At 47.7% G+C, this 20,506-nt stretch carries 17 protein-coding genes; 10 read left to right on the top strand and 7 right to left on the bottom strand.

Going from position 1 to position 20,506, the window contains the following annotated elements; translation table 11 throughout:
* Positions 1–197: 197 nt before the first annotated feature.
* A complete protein-coding gene (locus KXJ80_RS03935; protein ID WP_037423187.1) occupies positions 198–1,541 on the bottom strand; it encodes an anaerobic C4-dicarboxylate transporter in 1,344 nt (447 codons plus the stop codon).
* Between the two features lie 281 nt (positions 1,542–1,822).
* Here KXJ80_RS03935 and KXJ80_RS03940 point away from each other — a divergent pair, with 281 nt between their 5' ends.
* A complete protein-coding gene (locus KXJ80_RS03940) occupies positions 1,823–3,001 on the top strand; it encodes a PrnB family protein (RefSeq protein WP_218737873.1) in 1,179 nt (392 codons plus the stop codon).
* A gap of 4 nt (positions 3,002–3,005) precedes the next feature.
* Positions 3,006–4,127 (top strand): aminotransferase class V-fold PLP-dependent enzyme, encoded by a 1,122-nt coding sequence (locus KXJ80_RS03945; protein WP_218737874.1) that lies wholly within the window; start codon positions 3,006–3,008, stop codon positions 4,125–4,127.
* Between the two features lie 142 nt (positions 4,128–4,269).
* On the opposite strand, the gene KXJ80_RS03950 is transcribed toward KXJ80_RS03945, so the two are convergent.
* Together KXJ80_RS03950 and glnA are read right to left on the bottom strand one after the other, a co-directional pair.
* A complete protein-coding gene (locus KXJ80_RS03950) occupies positions 4,270–4,593 on the bottom strand; it encodes a YceK/YidQ family lipoprotein (protein WP_099457306.1) in 324 nt (107 codons plus the stop codon).
* Positions 4,594–5,100: 507 nt separating this feature from the next.
* Positions 5,101–6,510: a glutamate--ammonia ligase gene (gene glnA, locus KXJ80_RS03955; RefSeq protein ID WP_037425030.1), complete on the bottom strand. Its 1,410-nt coding sequence runs from the start codon at positions 6,508–6,510 to the stop codon at positions 5,101–5,103.
* A gap of 975 nt (positions 6,511–7,485) precedes the next feature.
* Between glnA and typA the strand changes: the two genes are divergently transcribed.
* The gene (typA, locus tag KXJ80_RS03960) at positions 7,486–9,297 is read left to right on the top strand and encodes a translational GTPase TypA (protein ID WP_011074056.1); all 1,812 of its coding nucleotides are present in this window, start codon (positions 7,486–7,488) and stop codon (positions 9,295–9,297) included.
* Between the two features lie 83 nt (positions 9,298–9,380).
* Here typA and KXJ80_RS03965 read toward each other — a convergent pair whose 3' ends face one another.
* Complete coding sequence (locus KXJ80_RS03965) at positions 9,381–10,409, bottom strand: diguanylate cyclase domain-containing protein (RefSeq protein WP_218737875.1); 1,029 nt, start codon at positions 10,407–10,409, stop codon at positions 9,381–9,383.
* Positions 10,410–10,784: 375 nt separating this feature from the next.
* On the opposite strand from KXJ80_RS03965, the gene katG reads away from it, so the two are divergent.
* A complete protein-coding gene (gene katG / locus KXJ80_RS03970) occupies positions 10,785–12,971 on the top strand; it encodes a catalase/peroxidase HPI (protein ID WP_218737876.1) in 2,187 nt (728 codons plus the stop codon).
* 85 nt (positions 12,972–13,056) lie between these two features.
* Here the strand turns inward: katG and KXJ80_RS03975 are convergent, their stop codons facing one another.
* From KXJ80_RS03975 to KXJ80_RS03985, 3 genes are all read right to left on the bottom strand, one after another.
* Positions 13,057–14,271, bottom strand: a complete 1,215-nt coding sequence (locus KXJ80_RS03975) for a 4Fe-4S binding protein (RefSeq protein ID WP_218737877.1) — start codon at positions 14,269–14,271, stop codon at positions 13,057–13,059.
* Positions 14,272–14,581: 310 nt separating this feature from the next.
* On the bottom strand, positions 14,582–15,235 hold the full coding sequence (locus KXJ80_RS03980) for a DUF2959 domain-containing protein (RefSeq protein ID WP_037425018.1): 654 nt from the start codon (positions 15,233–15,235) through the stop codon (positions 14,582–14,584).
* A 29-nt stretch (positions 15,236–15,264) separates the two neighbouring features.
* Entirely contained in the window at positions 15,265–15,486 is a 222-nt protein-coding gene (locus tag KXJ80_RS03985) for a hypothetical protein (protein WP_037423215.1), read from the bottom strand.
* A gap of 81 nt (positions 15,487–15,567) precedes the next feature.
* Between KXJ80_RS03985 and KXJ80_RS03990 the strand changes: the two genes are divergently transcribed.
* The 6 genes from KXJ80_RS03990 to KXJ80_RS04015 all read left to right on the top strand — a co-directional run bounded on the left by KXJ80_RS03990 (position 15,568) and on the right by KXJ80_RS04015 (position 20,496).
* Positions 15,568–16,581 carry a virulence factor BrkB family protein gene (locus KXJ80_RS03990; RefSeq protein WP_218737879.1) on the top strand — a complete coding sequence of 338 codons (1,014 nt, stop codon included), beginning with the start codon at positions 15,568–15,570 and terminating at the stop codon, positions 16,579–16,581.
* 45 nt (positions 16,582–16,626) lie between these two features.
* Positions 16,627–17,583, top strand: a complete 957-nt coding sequence (locus tag KXJ80_RS03995; RefSeq protein ID WP_256930997.1) for an alpha/beta fold hydrolase — start codon at positions 16,627–16,629, stop codon at positions 17,581–17,583.
* On the top strand, positions 17,580–18,179 hold the full coding sequence (locus KXJ80_RS04000) for a hypothetical protein (protein WP_218737880.1): 600 nt from the start codon (positions 17,580–17,582) through the stop codon (positions 18,177–18,179). The genes KXJ80_RS03995 and KXJ80_RS04000 overlap by 4 nt, the downstream gene beginning before the upstream one ends.
* Positions 18,180–18,194: 15 nt before the next feature.
* The gene (gene dtd / locus KXJ80_RS04005) at positions 18,195–18,632 is read left to right on the top strand and encodes a D-aminoacyl-tRNA deacylase (RefSeq protein WP_037423224.1); all 438 of its coding nucleotides are present in this window, start codon (positions 18,195–18,197) and stop codon (positions 18,630–18,632) included.
* A 39-nt stretch (positions 18,633–18,671) separates the two neighbouring features.
* Positions 18,672–19,115 carry a thioesterase domain-containing protein gene (locus KXJ80_RS04010; protein WP_218737881.1) on the top strand — a complete coding sequence of 148 codons (444 nt, stop codon included), beginning with the start codon at positions 18,672–18,674 and terminating at the stop codon, positions 19,113–19,115.
* 160 nt (positions 19,116–19,275) lie between these two features.
* Positions 19,276–20,496 (top strand): S1 family peptidase, encoded by a 1,221-nt coding sequence (locus tag KXJ80_RS04015; RefSeq protein ID WP_037423230.1) that lies wholly within the window; start codon positions 19,276–19,278, stop codon positions 20,494–20,496.
* The last annotated feature ends 10 nt before the right edge of the window (positions 20,497–20,506 follow it).

The raw sequence follows: 20,506 nt of genomic DNA on the forward strand, positions 1-20,506 counted from the left end.
CTCAAAAGATAAATTGATTCAGCATGATATAAGGCGGGATTGTATGCTGCAGTTGCTAAAGACGTCTAGCTGATAAGGGAATGTGGCGGGAGCTTAATACTTTCGTACTGAGCGCTTGCACATCTTTAATTTGTCAGGCCCGATAGCGTTAATGTGCTATCGGCCTGATTATATGTGCTTATTAACGCAAACTAACTTTACAGTAGCGCAGTTGCCAACAGATAACCCACGGTTGATGCGGTACTAACACCAATCAGTCCTGGGATAATAAAGCTGTGGTTAATGATGAACTTACCAATTTTAGTGGTACCTGAGCGATCGAAACCGATACAGGCCAAATCGCTTGGATAAGTGGGCAGCACAAAGTAGCCATAACTGGCGGGTAAAAAAGCAATTAACAGCTTAGGATCGACACCTAAAGCTAATCCCATCGGCGCAATCGCCGTGAGCGCAGCCGCTTGGCTATTGACCAGTTTGGAGATTAAAAACAGCACTAGGGCATAGGTCCAAGGCTGGTTTTGCACCACGTGGGAGAGGTTTTCCTTCAGTACATCCATATGGCTGATAAAGTAAGTATCGCTCATCCACGCCACGCCAAATACCGAGAATATCGCCACCATACCCGCTTTAAAAACCGGACCATTGGCAATTTCAGCTGGCTTGACTTTGCAGCTCATCAAAATAAAGGCGCCTGCAATCAACATCATCATTTGGATCACTAGGTTCATCGACAGTGGCGCAAGCTTGCCTTTCTCTTCAAACACTGGACGCAGCTCGCTAAAGGAACCAAGTAATACCACTGCGGCGATAGCGGCAAAGAAGATCCCTGTTGCCCAATACGCTTCTTTGGGGAAGGTTTGATTCAGCAGCGTTTCGCCCTTGTCGTAGATAAAGGCTCTTTGCACAGGATCTTGAATTCGTTCTTGAAACTCTTCGTCCTTATCTAAATCTTTGCCGCGACGTAGGCTCCACAGTGCTGCCACTAACACACCGCAAAGGGAGGCTGGCACCGACACCATTAAAATGTCCAGCATGCTGTAGGCATGGCCAACACCGTGCTGCGCCGCCAAAATCGATACCATAGAAACGACGGCGACTGATACAGGGGAGGCGCAAATCGCCATTTGTGAGGCGACGGAGGCGACCGCCATGGGGCGTTCTGGGCGAATGTTTTTCTTCAGAGCAATGTCAGAGATAATCGGGAACATGGTGTAAACCACATGGCCTGTACCGCACAAAAAGGTGAGCGTCCATGTAGTTAACGGTGCCAGAATGGTGATGTACTGTGGATGGCGGCGCAGTAAACGTTCGGCAAACTGCATCATCACATCTAAGCCGCCTGCGGTTTGCAATACTGCGGCACAACCGATAACCGCAAGAATGGTTAACATCACTTGCACTGGTGGCTGTCCGGGGGCGAGACCAAAGACAAACGTCAGTAAAAATAAACCTATACCACTTATCAACCCGAGCCCCATACCACCATAGCGGGTGCCCAGTAGCAAGCAGCCGAGTACGACAATAAATTCCATTAAAATCATTTTGATTTACCCCTGCGGAACCTGCCGCGCTATTTGTATTAGGACTAGCTGTATTTGGCGTTATTTTGCGAGGCGATTGACTTTGATAACTTGCGCTGGCGCAAGGTGTAAATAAAAAGTGGCATTAGATTTTTCATAAATTTGAGCTAGCGCTAGAAACGTGTCGCCAGAAGTTGCATCCTTGTTAACTCGGAAGCGCTAATGACGCCTGTAGCCAAGTGAAACATGCCCTAGTACTTGCTCCGGTAAAAATAACCATAACAATCGCCAAGGATGTCCAAGTGAAACCTGCCACCTATAATACCGAAGCCTTCGATGAGTGGATCCGCAGCCGCTTTGTAGAACTCAACTCGCAGCTCGAACAGCTTTATGACCAGCAGACCGACCGTGCCAATGTGCAGGGGATTGGCACTGAGCTTAAGCACACTTTGGAAAGCGAAGGGCGAGGGCTGATTAAGGCTTTGCTCGATGAGGGCAATACCGACGAAGGCTTTGATAGTGCTTTTGATTTGCTAGGCAATGTTGGCCTGTATATGGCCGCCTGCCGTCGCCATGAAATTACCGAACCCACGCGGGAAACTACCTCGCCACTTCTTGAAGCTTCAGCATTGGCGATGCATATCGGCGCCTCGATTGGGGTCACGCCGCGCTTTGCTACTGCCCATTTAACCACCCATAATCGTGCCCATAACGGTATCTACAAACGCTTTACCGATCTGCCCGATGAAAAACTGTTTGTGGATTACAATACTAAAGGCATTTTGGCCTATAAACGTGCCGCTGATGCGCTATTAAAAATCCAGCCTTTGGGGATCTCTCATCCTATTAGTCACGATTTACTGCGCGTCGCTAAGCAGGCATTGCAGGATGTGATTGATTCAAATACGCAGTTATTCAATCGTTTAGATACGGACCGTTTCTTCTACTGTGTCCGCCCATATTACAAACCCTATCGGGTTGGTTCTGTGGTGTATCGTGGCGCCAATGCGGGCGACTTTGCCGGGATTAACGTTATCGATTTAACCCTAGGTTTATGTTTTGCCAACGAAGCATCTTATTCGCAAATGCTGGTGGATAAGTTTTTATACATGATGCCGGAGGATCAGCAAATCTTGCGGGAATGCATGCGCCGCCCGAATTTAATGGATGATTTTATCCATTCAATGGGGTATCGCCATCAATATTGGTATCAAGAAAACCTCAAGCTTTTTATCGAAGTCTGTGAATTGCATGGGCAAACCGCCATCCAGCATCACAATGAATTAGTGACTAAATACATTGCAGAACCTTCGGTCAGTATGGAGCAACAACATTTAGCCAAAGTGACCGCCAGTGGTCCACCATTGTCTGTGTTACTCGCCTCCCTTGAGCGTTTAAGGGATAGACGCGCGGCCGTATTACGTGACGATATTCGCACCCGTTATTATGATTTGAAAAAACTCAAAGACAGTTTGAGGTAAGGCCATGCTGCTAAATGTAAAACAGGACTTTTGCCTCGCAGGCCCTGGATATCTGCTTAACCATTCCGTGGGGCGGCCACTCAAATCGACCGAGCAGGCGTTTAAGCAGGCGTTTTTTGCACCTTGGCAGGAGTCTGGCCGCGAGCCTTGGGGTCAATGGTTAGGTGTCATCGATAACTTTACCGCGGCGCTGGCAAGCCTTTTTAATGGTCAGCCGCAGGAATTTTGCCCGCAGGTGAATCTATCGAGCGCATTGACCAAGTTGGTGATGTCACTGGATAGATTAAATCGCGATGGCGCCGTGGTGCTGATGAGCGAGATTGATTTTCCCAGCATGGGATTCGCCCTTAAAAAGGCATTGCCCGCAAGTTGTGAACTGCGCTTTATTCCCAAGGGCTTAGATGTTACCGACCCCAATGTGTGGGACGCGCATATCAGCGACGATGTCGATTTAGTCTTTGTCAGCCATGCCTATTCTAATACTGGTCAGCAGGCGCCATTGGCGCAGATCATACCCCTTGCCCATGAGCGTGGCTGCTTGAGCCTAGTGGATGTGGCGCAATCGGCTGGGATTTTGCCGCTGGATTTAGCCAAGCTACAGCCAGATTTTATGATTGGTTCGAGTGTGAAATGGTTATGCTCCGGCCCCGGCGCGGCGTATCTGTGGGTTAATCCTGCCATCTTGCCCGAATGTCAGCCACAGGATGTGGGTTGGTTTAGCCATGAAAATCCCTTTGAGTTTGATATTCATGATTTTCGCTACCATCCAACAGCGTTGCGGTTTTGGGGCGGTACGCCTTCTATCGCCCCCTACGCTATTGCCGCCCATAGTATTCAATATTTTGCCAATATTGGCTCACAGGCGATGCGTGAGCATAACTTGCAACTGATGGCTCCAGTGGTACAGGCATTGGACAATGAGCTAGTCTCGCCGAGGGCAATCGATAAGCGTAGCGGTACGCTGATTTTGCAATTTGGCGAGCGGCAAGTGCCGATCATGGCTGCATTGGCTGAGGCGAATATCAGTGTCGATGCCCGCAGTTTAGGGATACGCGTATCGCCACATATTTATAACGATGAGGCCGATATCCTAAGGTTACTGGAGGTAATAAAAGCCCATCGTTAACGGATTGAATTTGGCTTACTCAGTCGACATGGCGTAATAGCCTCGAACAGGGAGCATGGCTCTGGGGCACCAAGGCGCCCCCTAATGCCGATGTCGTTAACCCATGCCCTGAGGCTGAGGTCATTTATGGGGGCGAATATGCTTAAATGCTGTAGCTGTAGTGGCAGAACATAGAACGCGGGGTTCGGAGCTTGGGATTACTGGGCGTGATAGCCAAATCGACTGGCAGCATCACGGTATCGACGATCAGCGAGCTACCCATATCGACCAGTGTCAGAGGGATAGTAAACAGCAGCAGTGGCGGGGCGGATAACGCAGAAACTATCGCACACTCCTCGCCATTATCAACAGCCGTTTGAACACTGGAGAAAGAATGCCCCCAAGTTGAATTTTCTCCCATCCTCGATGTTATTGTTGCACATCCCGTGAGAGACCAGCACACGACCAACCAAGTCAACCAACGCATAACCACTCCATTGTTTATATGTGAAAAACCGCATTGTTTCGGTATGAGCGACTCGCTTGATTAACTTTGGGCGTTAGTCTTATGGAACCCGAACTGGTTTTGTTCGACACCGATATATTCAGTTTTAGCAAGTCGGCATTCTAACCACATGAATATATGTGTCAATTATTCAGCAGCAGTAATGAGACAACAGTAAGGAGACTCCCAACTTTAGTGTCGCTGTAGTTAACGCCTCTGCCTATAAGTTAGTTTTATACCGCGTTTAGCTCAGTCTTAAACGACATCTGTCCCTATTGTTGTTATTGCAGTGGTGTCTGCTGGTATGCTTTCTTTTGATGATAAATAAGTGGTTGGCTATGTCGCCATTTAGAGAAAAGTGTTGGTCATTGCACCAGCATGAAAGTAGCGTATACCTTCAAGAAACAAAAAGCCCCATCAGCAAAACTGTTGGGGCTTTGATACTTTATGCATGCATTTATACAGTGAGTAATTGCATGCATCTAGCCATTACAGGCTGTAGTACATTTCAAACTCTAATGGGTGAGTTGTACGGCTTACACGCTCAGCTTCTGCAGATTTCAGTGCAATGTAAGACTGGATGAAATCTTCGCTAAATACACCGCCGCGAGTTAAGAACTCGTGGTCAGCTTGCAGGTTTTCAAGGGCGTTTTCTAATGAAGTCGCTACTTGTGGGATTTCAGCCGCTTCTTCCGCTGGCAGATCGTACAAGTCTTTATCCATAGCTTCGCCTGGATGGATCTTGTTTTGGATACCGTCGATACCCGCCATCAGCAGTGCTGCGAAACCTAAGTATGGGTTTGCATGTGGATCTGGGAAGCGAGTTTCGATACGACGACCTTTAGGGCTTGGTACCACTGGAATACGGATTGAAGCGCTGCGGTTACGTGCTGAGTAAGCTAACATCACTGGCGCTTCGAAGTGTGGTACTAAACGCTTGTAAGAGTTAGTGCTTGGGTTAGTGAAAGCGTTCAGTGCGCGAGCGTGCTTGATGATACCACCGATGTAGTACAGTGCAGTTTCACTTAAACCAGCATATTTGTCGCCTGCGAACAGGTTTACGCCATCTTTCGCCAGAGATTGGTGAACGTGCATACCGCTACCGTTGTCGCCAACGATTGGCTTAGGCATGAAAGTCGCAGTCTTACCGTAGGCGTGAGCCATGTTGTGTACTACGTACTTCAGAATTTGGATTTCGTCCGCTTTCTTAGTCAGAGTGTTGAAGCGAGTTGCGATTTCGTTTTGACCCGCAGTCGCCACTTCATGGTGGTGAGCTTCAACGACTTGACCCATTTCTTCGAGCACTAAACACATAGCGCTACGTAAGTCTTGTGATGAGTCAACTGGAGCTACTGGGAAGTAACCGCCTTTCACGAATGGACGGTGACCAGTGTTACCACCTTCGTAGCTAGTGCCAGAGTTCCATGCCGCTTCTTTAGCGTCGATTTTCACGAAACAACCAGACATGTCAGTACCGAAACGGACGTCGTCGAACAGGAAGAATTCTGGTTCTGGTCCAACTAATACAGTGTCAGCGATACCGGTAGAGCGTAAGTATTCTTCCGCTTTTTTCGCGATAGAACGTGGGTCGCGGTCATAACCAGTCATTGTGCCTGGCTCGAGAATGTCACAACGGATCAGCGCTGTGGTTTCTTCGGTGAATGGATCCAGTACGAACGTAGTTGGGTCTGGCATCAGTACCATGTCTGATTCGTTAATGCCTTTCCAGCCAGCGATTGACGAGCCGTCAAACATTTTACCGTCTTCGAAGAAGTCAGCGTCTACCTGATGAGCTGGGATAGATACGTGCTGCTCTTTACCTTTGGTGTCGGTAAAACGTAAATCAACAAACTTAACTTCTAATTCTTCAAGTTGCTTTAAAACTGATTCAACTGACATTCTCAAGTCTCCGGTAGGGTAAAGGGATGTCCCTTCTATAATCTTTTAACTCAAGTTGTGCTTGAGCAAAACTTACTAGCTATAAAGCGATATCTATGCCAACAATTTAACTTGTTGATAATTAATGGATATGTGTTTTATTGCACTATCTTTAACTCTGTATTGCACTTTATTGGTGCGTTTTGACGTGGCATTTTGGTGCATTCATCCATTTTGGTGCGTGCCATTCGCCCCCCATTTTAGTGCAGTGACGATGAGCATCGGCTTGCTTGGTTAATTCATATCCATATTCAAGCTGAGCAGCATACTCGCTGTTAGCCTGTTACTATCCATTAGGCTCAGCAAAACAGAATGAATTTAGCATATAAATAAGTCTAGATAACCGCGTAAGGTCACTGTTTTCAGTGCTCGCCATAATGTCACAAAACAGTGAGATGCTAAGCTGTTTTTCTGATAATGATTTTGGCTTGTTTTCATTGCTTATCATTAAAAATCAATTGATTAGTCTTGTTGTTCTTAGGTGGGAATAGAGTTTATTGAAACTGCGTCTAAAGCTATTTATTGAGGCTATCGAGAAAATACTTAGGTAGCGGTTTGGCATACTGATGTGTTTGGACGAAAAAACGGGTCTGCCGAATTGGGGTTATTCGCTATACTTATGGCGGCCTTAAGCGCATAGTCTGCTACGCCATTCCCGTGAAGAATAGTTATTTCAGCTGGTTAGTCGTACTGACGTCGAAATAATATGGCAAATTGCCTGCGCTGAAACGGTGCATTTGGGTTATTTGTCTTATCGCCATAACTGATTCGTTAGCATAGGCCCTAAAAAATAGTTTTATAAGTGTTCAAAAATAATCCTGTGCGATATGGCCGCTCTGGAGTAGAATGTCACGCTTTTTTATGGCGACTCAACGTAGATTGCTGTAACGAATATTGTAATATCCCTAATTTTGTTTGATGGTAAGAGGTTTATCCGTGCTAGAGAATTTACGTAACATCGCCATTATTGCACACGTTGACCATGGCAAAACGACCCTGGTAGACAAGTTGCTGTCGCAATCAGGAACCCTTGCAACCCGGGGAGAAGCTACTGAGCGGGTGATGGACTCCAACGATCTTGAGAAGGAGCGTGGAATCACGATTCTGGCAAAGAATACTGCCATCAAGTGGAACGATTATCGTATCAACATCGTTGATACCCCTGGCCACGCCGACTTCGGTGGTGAGGTTGAGCGTGTTCTGTCTATGGTTGACTCAGTATTGTTGCTGGTTGATGCCGTTGATGGTCCAATGCCACAAACTCGCTTCGTAACCAAAAAAGCGTTTGCCCAAGGCTTAAAGCCAATCGTTGTTATCAACAAGATTGACCGTCCAGGTGCTCGCCCTGATTGGGTTATCGACCAAGTATTCGACCTGTTCGATAACTTAGGTGCAACTGACGAACAATTAGATTTTCCAATCGTTTATGCTTCTGCATTAAACGGTTTTGCAACCTTAGATCCAGATGTTGTCAGCGAAGATATGACGCCACTGTTCCAGACTATCGTTGAAAAAGTGTCATCACCTGATGCTGATGCGGATGGTCCATTCCAGATGCAAATTTCTCAGCTCGATTACAACTCTTACGTGGGTGTTATCGGTGTGGGTCGCATTAACCGTGGTAGCATCAAGACTAACCAACAGGTGAGCGTGATCGGTGCCGACGGTAAAGTACGCAACGGTAAAATGGGCCAAGTATTAGGTTACATGGGCTTAGAGCGTACCGAAGTTGATGTAGCAAACGCTGGCGATATCGTGGCGATCACCGGTTTGGGTGAGCTTAAAATTTCGGACACAGTGTGCGCTGCTGGCAATGTAGAGGCGATGCCGCCTTTATCTGTTGACGAGCCAACGCTGACCATGACGTTCCAAGTTAACACTTCACCTTTTGCGGGTAAAGAAGGTAAGTACGTGACTTCACGTAACATTCTTGAGCGTCTGCAACAGGAATTAGTGCACAACGTGGCACTGCGTGTTGAAGAAACCGACAGCCCAGACCGTTTCGCGGTATCTGGCCGTGGTGAATTACACTTATCTATCCTGATTGAAAACATGCGTCGTGAAGGTTATGAATTAGCGGTTTCTCGCCCAGAAGTTATCTTAAAAACCATCGATGGTGAACTGTGTGAACCCTTTGAAACCCTGACCGTTGACGTTGAAGAAGAACATCAAGGGACAGTGATTGAGAAGCTGGGTATCCGTAAAGCTGAAATGAAAGACATGCAGCTTGACGGTAAAGGTCGCGTGCGCGTTGACTTTGTTATCCCAAGCCGTGGCTTAATCGGTTTCCAAACTGAGTTCTTAACAGCAACGTCAGGTACTGGTTTGATTTACCACTCATTCGATCACTACGGTCCACATAAAGGTGGCGACATTGGTCAACGCGCTAATGGCGTATTGATCTCTAACGCGACTGGTAAAGCATTGACCTTCGCACTGTTTGGTTTACAGGACCGTGGTCGTCTCTTTATCGGCCATGCGGCTGAAGTTTATGAAGGTCAAGTAGTGGGTATTCACGCTCGCTCTAACGATCTGACCGTAAACTGCTTGAAAGGTAAGCAGCTAACTAACATGCGTGCTTCTGGTACTGACGAAGCTCAAGTACTGACTACGCCAATCACCTTAACACTCGAGCAAGCGCTTGAGTTTATCGATGATGACGAATTAGTTGAAGTAACACCTAAGAGCATCCGTGTTCGTAAGAAACACTTAACTGAAAACGACCGTAAGCGCGCTAGCCGCGGCTAATGGTGGTTGTGGTGGGCACGTAAAGTGACCGCCATAGAGTGAATAAAGCCCTGCTAAGGCAACTTAGCGGGGCTTTTTAATGGCTATATTTCAGGTTCATGTACTGGGCGTATGCAGTTACGACCTGCGGACTTCGCCAAGTAAAGGGCGGTATCTGCTTGGTGGACTAATTCTAAGGCATTATGTTTATCTGAGGGGAGTAAACACGCAACACCCACGCTGACCGTGACAATTCCTATGTCTGTTTTAATATGGGGTATAGCAAGCGATTGGATAAGTTGATGTACATGCTTGGCGGTGTCGAGTGCGCTTTGGTGATCCGTATTGGGGAGTAAAATAACAAATTCTTCGCCGCCATAGCGTGCGACCAATTCACCTGCCCGACGACCTGATTGAGATAAGCTGTTCGCCAGCATCTTGAGACAGTCATCTCCTGCGAGATGGCCATAAAAATCATTAAATAATTTAAAGTGGTCAATATCGAGCATGATAAGCGAGAGTGGCGTGTTGTTGCGTTGCCCACGACTCCATTCCTTTTGCAGCATTTGATCAAACAATCTACGGTTGCCAATATTGGTTAACCCATCGGTATTGCTGAGTTTTTCGAGTCTGTTGTTCGCTTCGGCAAGTTCATAGGTTCGCGCTTGTATAATGGACTCTAGCTCTCGATTGCGTTCTTCTAAACTCGTCATCGGGTAAATTTCGCCTTGTTTTGCTAAACCATAGGGAATGGATATTCCACTATGGACGATTTTCCAATCGTTGCTTTCTTGGCGAAAAATCAGCACTAACCTTGCGGTTTCTTGGCTGAGTATCGAGTCTGGGATAGGGAGGTGTATATGGAAAAACGCTGTAATAACAATAATATCTTCGGCAAGATCCTGTAGTGAAAGATCTAACACTTCAATATGGATCCGTTCGGGGACTTGGGCGAAGTCCTGACGGGTTATTTTTACCCATTCATCTTTACTGGTGACAAGAATATCGCTGCTACCTGCATAACCACTAAAAGTATCGCTAAAGCGGGCTGTGAGCTTGTCATCCCGTGCAGCGTACATCTCAATATATTCATCAAAAAGTGACTGCATAAGTTGCAAGCGTCTCTGTCGCATAGATTCACCTCAAGTAAGAATATAAGCGTTTTATTGTTCTTATTAGAGATGAGTATTGACGATAAACTCGTCCCGCGGTCTGATTAAAATCAAGATAGTGATGTAAAAACCACCAATAGTGTGATCTGTGCCCGTTTTTTGAGCTAGGGTTTGCTGTTCTTGTTACAGTTACCTAGCTTTAGTGGCAGAAGTTTGAAATGTTGTCATTTTGCTTGTTTAGTATACAGACCGAATGGTGCATTAATCGTCATTTTGGAACAGTGCAGAAGGGATTAATGCAAACGATAAACGTTTTAGAAGACGTCCAAACCAGATAAGCCTAATGATGCCTTATAGGGTCATTCCCTTCGTTAGCCATAAGTAAAGGAATATTCCATGGACAAGACTCAACACTCTCAAGGTAAATGCCCCGTGATGCATGGGGCAAATTCAGCCGTTGCCAGCAACAATATGGATTGGTGGCCTAAGGCACTTAATCTCGATATTTTGCATCAGCATGATAAGAAGACGGATCCGATGGATCCCAACTTTAATTACCGTGAAGCCTTTAAGACCCTTGATCTCGCTGCCGTGAAGCAGGACTTACATTCCCTTATGACCGATAGCCAAGATTGGTGGCCAGCCGATTGGGGGCATTATGGTGGCTTGATGATCCGTATGGCATGGCACTCTGCGGGAACCTATCGCATTGCCGATGGCCGTGGCGGTGCGGGGACGGGTAATCAACGCTTTGCCCCACTCAATAGCTGGCCCGATAACGCCAACTTAGACAAGGCGCGCCGTTTACTCTGGCCGATTAAGAAAAAATACGGCAACAAGCTCTCGTGGGCGGATTTAATGATCCTCGCGGGCAATGTGGCCTACGAGTCTATGGGCTTAAAAACCTTTGGTTTTGCCGGTGGCCGTGAGGATATTTGGCACCCAGAGAAGGACATTTATTGGGGCTCTGAAAAACAATGGCTCGCGCCAAGTGATAATCCTAACAGCCGTTATTCGGGCGCGCGTGACCTTGAAAATCCCTTAGCCGCCGTAATGATGGGGCTGATTTATGTGAATCCTGAAGGGGTTGATGGTAAACCCGATCCACTGCGCACCGCTCAAGATGTGCGTGTCACCTTTGCGCGAATGGCGATGAATGATGAGGAAACCGTGGCCTTAACCGCCGGCGGCCACACTGTCGGTAAGTGCCATGGCAATGGTAAGGCACAGGATCTTGGCCCTGAACCCGAGGGCGAAGACCTTGAGGCCCAAGGTTTGGGCTGGCTCAACAAAAAAGGCCCAGGCACGGGTGCAAATGCCGTGACTAGTGGTCTCGAAGGCGCTTGGACGACTCATCCCACTCAATGGGATAACGGTTTTTTTCACCTATTGTTAAATTACGATTGGGAATTGAAAAAAAGCCCCGCGGGCGCCTCACAGTGGGAACCCATTAATATTAAAGAGGAAGATAAAGTCGTCTCAGTGGGCGACCCTAATCGCAAGTTTAACCCCATCATGACCGATGCGGATATGGCGATGAAAATGGACCCTGAGTATCGCAAGATCTCCGAGAAGTTTTATCAAGATCCCGCCTATTTCTCCGAGGTATTTGCCCGTGCTTGGTTTAAGTTAACTCACCGCGATCTGGGGCCTAAGAGCCGTTATTTAGGGCCAGAAGTGCCGAATGAGGATTTGCTTTGGCAAGACCCCATCCCAACCGTTGATTATCGTTTGGATGCCAGTGAGATTGTCGAACTGAAGGCGAAATTATTAGCCTCGGGACTCAGTGTTTCCGAATTGGTCGCAACCGCGTGGGACAGCGCGCGCACCTTCCGAGGCTCGGATTTCCGCGGTGGCGCCAATGGCGCACGGATCCGTTTAGCGCCACAAAAAGATTGGCAGGCCAACGAACCCGAGCGTTTGCAAAAAGTATTGCAGGTGTTGAGCGCGTTGCAGGCAAGCTTAAGCAAAAAGGTCAGTATTGCCGACTTGATTGTCCTCGGTGGCGCTGCAGCGATTGAAAAGGCCGCCCACGCTGCGGGAGTCAATATCACAGTACCTTTCATGCCTGGCCGTGGTGATGCCACGCAGGAAATGACCGATGTGGAATCCTTTGCCGTACTTGAGCCTTTGCACGATGCGTATCGTAACTGGCAGAAAAAGGATTATATAGTTCAGCCCGAGGAGATGATGCTCGATCGCACTCAACTTATGGGGTTAACCGCCCATGAGATGACAGTGTTGGTTGGGGGAATGCGGGTGTTGGGCACTAACTATGGCGGTACACGCCACGGCGTGTTTACCGACAAAGTGGGTGTGTTAACTAATGATTTCTTTGTGAATCTTACCGATATGGCCTACCACTGGAAGCCTGCGGGTACTAATTTGTATGAGATAGTCGAGCGTAAAACTGGCGCAGTGAAGTGGACCGCTACCCGTGTCGATCTGGTGTTTGGCTCTAACTCGATTTTGCGCTCCTATGCTGAGGTTTATGCGCAGGATGATGCCAAAGAGAAGTTTGTGCATGACTTTGTGGCCGCTTGGACTAAGGTGATGAATGCCGATAGGTTTGACCTTGCCTAATCACTAGTACTTAAGCTCGTTGTGACCATAAAAGGTGCAGCTTGGACTGCACCTTTTTTATATCTCTTATCAACAAATCAGAGAGTTAATGGCCTACTCGGTCAATCACTTGGATAAGTTCCATGCGGATAGCGTCCGGTGTTTGGCTATGCCAGAATCCCGCTAAATAAGCGCCGAGTGGCAGGAGGAAGAGCGCCAATAATAACAAGACTAACAATCCTTTATGGCTAACTCTGTGACCCGATTTAAGGCCAAAACCGAGTGCCGCCGATTTAGGGCAGGCCGCCACACAGCGCATACAGGCTTGGCATTCGTCGCTGCGAACCGTGGTTTTGGTATGCACTATGATGTTTGCTGGGCAGGCGCGGGTACATTTGTCGCACTTCATGCCCTTGGCTTCGATCAGGCAATGCTGAGTATCGCGGCGGATTTTGAGTGGGCTGGCAAAACTTAACAGTCCGAGCATGGCACCATAGGGACACAAGTAGCGGCAAAAACCTTGGCGACGCCATGCGGCGAGGACGAGGATAAGAGCAAAGCAGGCTAAGGTAATAAGCCCTGGTGTGATAAAAAACAGTGCCATCTTAAGGTCGGCAATTTTGTGGTAGTTACCCTGCAGATAATAGGGAATTGACTCGCTTGGCATACCGATCACTACATAAAACAGTCCCAGCAGTAATAAGTATTTCAGCATCCGTAGTGGCCAGTCTAGCCATGCGGGTGGCGCAAGTTCTGCTTTGATAAAGCGTTTGCGCAAGGCGTAGAGGTATTCGCCGGCGAGTCCTAAGGGGCAGGCCCAGCCACAAAAGGCGCGTTTACAGAGTAGGCCAGTGAGTAGCACGGCGGCGAGCATCACTGCGGCGGCGGGATGGGTTTGGTCCCACAGGTTGAGCGTCAATATGGCTTTTAATTCAATCCCGCCGGCGATGGGCAAAAAGGCATCGACAACATCAGGGCGCATTAACCAAGGCGTGACCCCTTGTTTGAGTTGGATAGCATTAATGCAGTATTGGATGGCGACTAAAAACAACGAGAGTGCGAGCAGGTGCTGGCAACCTTCACGCAGGGCGTTGATTTTTATCTCGGCCTTATACTCCACCGGAGCAAACTTATGGGCAATAAGTGCAAGGGGCAAGGCAATGATTAGGGCGAGCGCCATGGGCCAGTAGAGGCTAATCGCCACTGCGCCAACACTCAGGAGTAAGGTGGTTACTGCTCCCCATTTTTTACCGCTCCAATAGCTTAGGGAGGCGATATACATTAGGGCCAACATTAGGGTAAGGGATTCAATAAAGGTCATGTTAATACTGCAAATAGAATACACGTATTCAATCTGAGCAATCTTTTGTAGATAAGTTTATGAGCCTAAAGTGAATTTGTGCGTTAGATCCAATATTGATTGAATCATCACACTAAAGCGCGCCATCGCTCACAAAGCTAAAAATCTTAGCCTTGCACAAACGAAACTGGGAATGCAGGGAGGATAAAATCAACAGCAAACCGCCATCGCAGTTTGCCGAAGTGTTTAGAGGGTTAGAGCATCAGTGCTAAGCTGTTAATTCAGATTGGTTTGACGGAATTAACAGCCGGTTTGAGCAAGCTAAATGGCCTTACCCTTTTGAGTTCTCAAGGGCCTCGATAAATCGAGTAGACTCGTTGATAGATTTATTCATCTCTTTGATTAAGCCTGAGATATCCGTTTGTAAGTTGGCAAATTCACCTTTAATCGCGCCTATCGCTTGGGCATTTAAGTTATGCTTTAAATACAGCATATTGTCTTTCATGGCGGTGAGAATGGGCGGCATTTTAGATTCGGCGCGGCGCATGGTTTTAATCAACTGCTCGTAGGAACGACGGGTTTCCTTGAGCTTAGTTTCGCTGTTGCGGCGTAGGCTCGCTTTGCTGATCTCACCAATTTCCGTTTGCCACTCATCGAATAGCGCCTCGGCAACATCTTCGACCTTGTTGATGCGATTACTTACGTCATCGGCGGCACTTTGGGCTGACTCGTATTCATCTTTGGCCTTGTTATAGGCTTTTTCGAGGTTGCCACCATTGTGGTTGAGTAGGGCTTGCATCTCCTCGAGTGCTGAGCTGAACTCTTTTTGCGCATCCTCTTGGGATTCTTTCGCGGCTTTCACTCTGTCGACCATAATGTCGCGCTTGTGGTAGCCCACTTTTTCCATGGCACCGTAATAGGCACTCTGGCAGCCCGTCAGCAATAGCGTTGCCGCTATCAGACTAGAGGTGATCAATCTTTTCATTGGGTATTCCGTCACTGAGTCAGATGAAGTTAGTCGGCTTTAAAACGCGCCGCATCGATAATGCTCCAGAGGTGAAAGATAGCACCAATTACCGCGGGCACAATTAACCACCAAAGGGCGTAGCCGACTACAGTGACTACGAAGAATAGCAATGCAGCCAAAATTCGCCCTTGTAGCAGTTGGCCTAGGCCGGGGAAAAACAGACTAGCGATTGCGGCGATAACATTGCCAGTGGATCCTTGTTGTGACATCAATTCACTCCTTAGACTTGTAAATTAAGTGTTTATTGTACGAAGATAACGAGTCTATACCAACAGAATCAAGAGAAACCCGTGACTAAGAAGATAGATCTGGCACAAATTCGAGTCTTACTCCTTGGGATTTGGCACTTCCTGCTGCATTTACGCCAGCGCCTAGTAGAAGATCAAATCAATATTCGTGCGGGCCACTTGGCCTATGTCACCCTATTATCGCTCGTCCCTATGGTGGCGGTGACTATGTCTATGTTGTCGGCGTTTCCTGTGTTTAAGGGGATCCGCGGCCAAATTGAAGCCTTCGTTTACGAGAATTTTTTACCCGCAGCGGGCGATACGGTACAAGTCTATATCAATGAATTTGTGGGTAATGCCTCTAAAGGCACAGCGGTGGGGATTGCGGCCTTAGTGGTGGTGGCGATTATGCTGATCTCCGCCATTGATAAGTCACTGAATAATATTTGGCGCACTAAGGAAAAACGTTCTGTGGTCGTGGCCTTTTCCATGTATTGGATGGTGATTACCTTAGGCCCTGTGCTGGTGGGGGCGAGCCTAGTCGCGACCTCCTATGTGGTGTCGTTAAAGCTGTTTGAGGGCGACACCCTATCTGGCGTAATGCCGCTGTTTATCGAACGTTTGCCGCTGTTATTTTCGGTGGCCGCGTTTTTACTGCTCTATATGGTGGTGCCGAATCAAAAGGTGAAGTTTTGGCACGCACTACTCGGTGCTGTGGTGGCGGCCTTGCTATTCGAGTTGGGGAAAAAAGGTTTTGCCTTGTATGTGACGAAATTTCCAAGTTATGAAGCCATTTATGGTGCGCTGGCGACCATTCCTATCCTGTTCGTTTGGGTCTATTTATCTTGGATGATCGTGTTGCTGGGCGCCGAAATTACCGCGGCTATGCCCGAGTATTTGGACTATGAGTCCAGTAGCGATATCAACGAAATTAACCTCGATGATCAGCCTTTAGCGGCGCAGGATACACCCGCCGCGCAGCCAGAAACCACATCTGCCCAGTCAAGCCAAGTGCTTGAGACGACAGGTGAACTTGTCGCAAACGCGCCTTCATCGACTACACTGGATAAGCCGTAGCAAAGTTGTTATTCACCAAGACATTCAACGAGTCTTATCCAGCCTATGATCACTGATGCCCATCCGCTTGCCGCTTTTATCCGCCGTGATTGGCTGATGATGGGCAATGGGCAGCAGTTACACCTCGCTCAATATGGTAATCCGCAGGGTATCCCGCTGCTTTATTTGCATGGTGGTCCAGGCGCAGGCGCTAGTGTGAGTGAGCTCAGTTTATTTAACCCCGAGCATTACTGGATTTTACTGCTAGATCAACGAGGTGCGGGGCAATCGCTGCCTGTTGGCGAGTTGGAACATAATCATTTAAATGGACTAATCAGCGATATTGAGGCGATTCGGATTCACTTAGGCATAGAGCGTTGGTGCCTAGCAGGTGGCTCATTTGGCGCCACCTTAGCCTTAATTTACAGTGGTTTATTTCCTCATCGAGTGATTGCTCAAGTACTGTGGGCAATGTTTATTCCCTCCAAGGCCGGCATTGAATGGCTCTATGGCTCATCGGGCGCTGCGCAGTTATATCCACAGGCTTACCGTGAATTTGCCGCGCCTTCTATTGGATTGGCGGATTTATTTACGCATTATCAGCTAGGATTTAACGCCCAAGATGAAGCAACTCGCCACGAATCTGCCCGCCGTTGGATCCAATGGGAAATAACCCTAGCGGGCGTACCAACTGGCCTACCTAAGCGGCTTGCGCCGCCGCTATTCGCCTTAGCTCAAATCGAGCTGCACTATGCGCAAAATGATTACTTCAATATGTTCAGTGTATTACAACGGGTGACATCTCAAGTCTCTGCGCGTACCCTGCTATTACAAGGCACGCAGGATGCCGTCTGTCCGGCACGCTTATTAGCCGCATTTGGGGCAAAAATCGATAACCCCAGGATACAAATCCACACTATTGTTGATGGCGGGCATTCGCTGAATAGTGAAATACTCTCACTTGCCGTCACACTCGAAATTCAAGCCATGTGGTCTTGGATAAAGCGACAGGAGTTTGCATGAAATTAGCTATGATTATTGCCGCCATTTTAGGATTAACGGCCTGCGCGGCCACCTCATCCTCAACCCCAGAATCTCAATCCTCATCTTCTGCGGTAGAATCCGAGGTGCGTGCTCCCGTGGCGCCTAAAGTGGTGCAGTTGGCTGGAATGACCAATGAGGCCGCCGCTGATGCTTTGTATCAGGCCTTAATTAATGCCAACTATTTAGCCACCAAAGTCGGGGCGGATAAGGTTGCGGTGCAATTTGGCAATAATGATTTTATGCTCGAACCCAGTATGAATGCTGCGGGGATTGACCGTATTTTGATGAACCGTTTTTATGCGGTGCATCCACAGTTGCAGGCCAGCCCTGAACTGCCCGCGGTGATTGGCGAACTAAACGCCAAGCTAAACTTCGCTAAATTTGTATTGCGCGAGCAAGGTGCGGTGATCCAAATCCAAGGTACTGTGACCTTTGCTGATAAGGTCGAAATCGAGGAGCTTCGCCGTTTTATGCTGTGGACCGATGGCGGCTTGGCAGAAATCGCTAAGTCCTTGCCGGAGGGAATTGAGCAGTATCTGCGCCCAATTCCTTTGATGCCCGTTGTAAAGTCTTAATTTAAAGGAAAAGTTGTGATCGCTTTAATTCAAAGAGTCAGCCGCGCCAGTGTGGTTGTAGATAATCAAACCATAGGTGCAATTGATAAGGGCTTGTTAGTTTTACTTGGGGTTGAGCGGGAAGATAACCGCGAGAAGATGGAAAAGCTAGCTACTAAAGTGATGAGTTATCGAGTGTTTTCTGACGAAAACGGCAAAATGAACCTCAATTTGACTCAAGCGGGAGGCTCGCTTTTAGTGGTATCCCAATTTACCTTGGCCGCTGATACTGAGCGTGGGCTAAGGCCGAGCTTTTCGGGTGCGGGCACACCAGAACAAGCGCTTGGCCTGTATGAAGAGTTTGTCGCCTTTTGCCGCGCCAAGGGCGTGACCACCGAAACAGGGCAATTTGCTGCTGATATGAAGGTTGAACTCGTCAACGATGGCCCAGTGACCTTCCATTTACAGGTTTAACCTACAGGACAGTGTGCCAACGGCAGTAAGGACATGCACATGGACGAATTATTAAACCAATTACGCCAGACCTGGCACCGCACGATACCTGTGAGTAAGTTTATGCAGATAGCGCCGCTGTCATTTTCTGATGGTGAATTGAGCGTGAGTGCGCCACTCGCGCCGAATATCAATCTGCATAACACCATGTTTGCGGGCAGTATTTATACTCTTATGACCCTCACAGGTTGGGGCATGGTATGGCTGCAACAGCAACTCCTCAATGTGGATGGCGACATAGTGTTAGCCGATGCCCATATCCGTTACTTGGCGCCCATTCGCAATCAACCTATTGCACGCGTGGTATGGCAGGATGCCAGTTTAGCGGGCTTATCTATGGGGCGAAAAGCCAAAGTTCGACTTGTGGTTAAGCTTTACTGTGAAGATCTGCTCTGCGCTGAGTTTTCAGGCCTATATATTAGCCTTCCAGGCATTAAGAAATAGTTGCTACTGTTTGATTTTTGTAAATTTTCATCGTTGATGTTGCCTTTAACTTGCAATAGAATCTTTGGCTTAATGCAACTTAAGTTGCATACGCCATGGTCCGTACGGTTATCACGTTTATGCTGTATGGCGCTATTTGCATTGATATTAAGGATAACCGATGCGATTTCTCTCCTGTGTGCTTATTGCTCTATTTTGTTTTCATCTCAGTGGTTGCGCCAATACCAAGTTAAATGCCAATAAATTACCAAAGGGTGTGGTGCTAAATAAAGCTATTACGCTCCCTGTGGATGTGAGTGTTGCTTATTATTTGCCCCATTCGCAGTTAAATAACCGTTTTTATTTAGAGAAATGGAATATTTGGGTCGATCCAGGAAAATCACTCAGTGATGGCGTGAAGGATGGTTTTGGTGCTTATTTTTCAAATGCTAAGTTATTAGACCGCACGCAAGCGAGTCAGTATGGACTGCTGATCGATATCGATCCTGAGTGGAAATTTGAGTCGGGTAAAGCAGAAATGATCATGAGCTATCGGGTATTTAATGGCTCCGATAAGCCCATTCGCGAAGGGCAAAAATCCTTTAAGGCAGATATTGGTTATTTAGGGGATGGTTTAGGCCTTTATAACGCCGCATTGCGTGCGACTCAATTAGTGATTGTCGATGTGCTAAACACGTTGACGCCGTCGGCTAGCTCCTATCCTGCACAGTATGCAATGAAGGATGTCTCGGCGAATTTGCTGGCAAATATGCAAAAGCCAGTCAGTACAGGAACAGGTTTTTATATTAATCCTCAGGGGCAAATTGTCACTGCGGCCCATGTACTCAAAAATTGCATGGTGACACAGGTGAATGTTGGCGGTAAATCCTTTGATGCGGCCGTAGAGGCTAGCTCGACCTTATTGGATTTAGCGGTCGTGAGTACGGGTACGCCAGTGGAGCAATACTTACCATTGCGTAAAGGTACAGAGATTTTCCTGGGCGAGGCGATTACCAATGTTGGCTATCCCTTGCAGGGATTATTGGCGGCCTCCCCCAATTTAACGCGCGGAAATATCAGCTCACGCGAGGCATTAAAGGGGGCGGTGGGGCAATTCCAGTTTTCGGCACCGATCCAGCCCGGCTCAAGTGGTGGCCCAGTGGTCTCTGATGGTGGGGAGTTATTAGGTATTACCGTTAGTACCTTAAATGTGACGAGTCTGCGTGAATCGGGTGCATTGCCGCAGAATGTTAACTTTGCCCTCGATGCAAAATATGCCGCCCGCTTTTTAGATAAACACCGCATTAGTTATCAGTCGGTTGAACCCAATATGAAGGGCGATATTCGAACGGCAAATGCGGCTGCACTTGGTGCTGTTGTTCAACTAAATTGCTATCAATAAGGATGTTTCC

It is taken from the genome of Shewanella xiamenensis, assembly GCF_024971755.1.
Taxonomy (GTDB): Bacteria; Pseudomonadota; Gammaproteobacteria; order Enterobacterales; family Shewanellaceae; genus Shewanella; species Shewanella xiamenensis.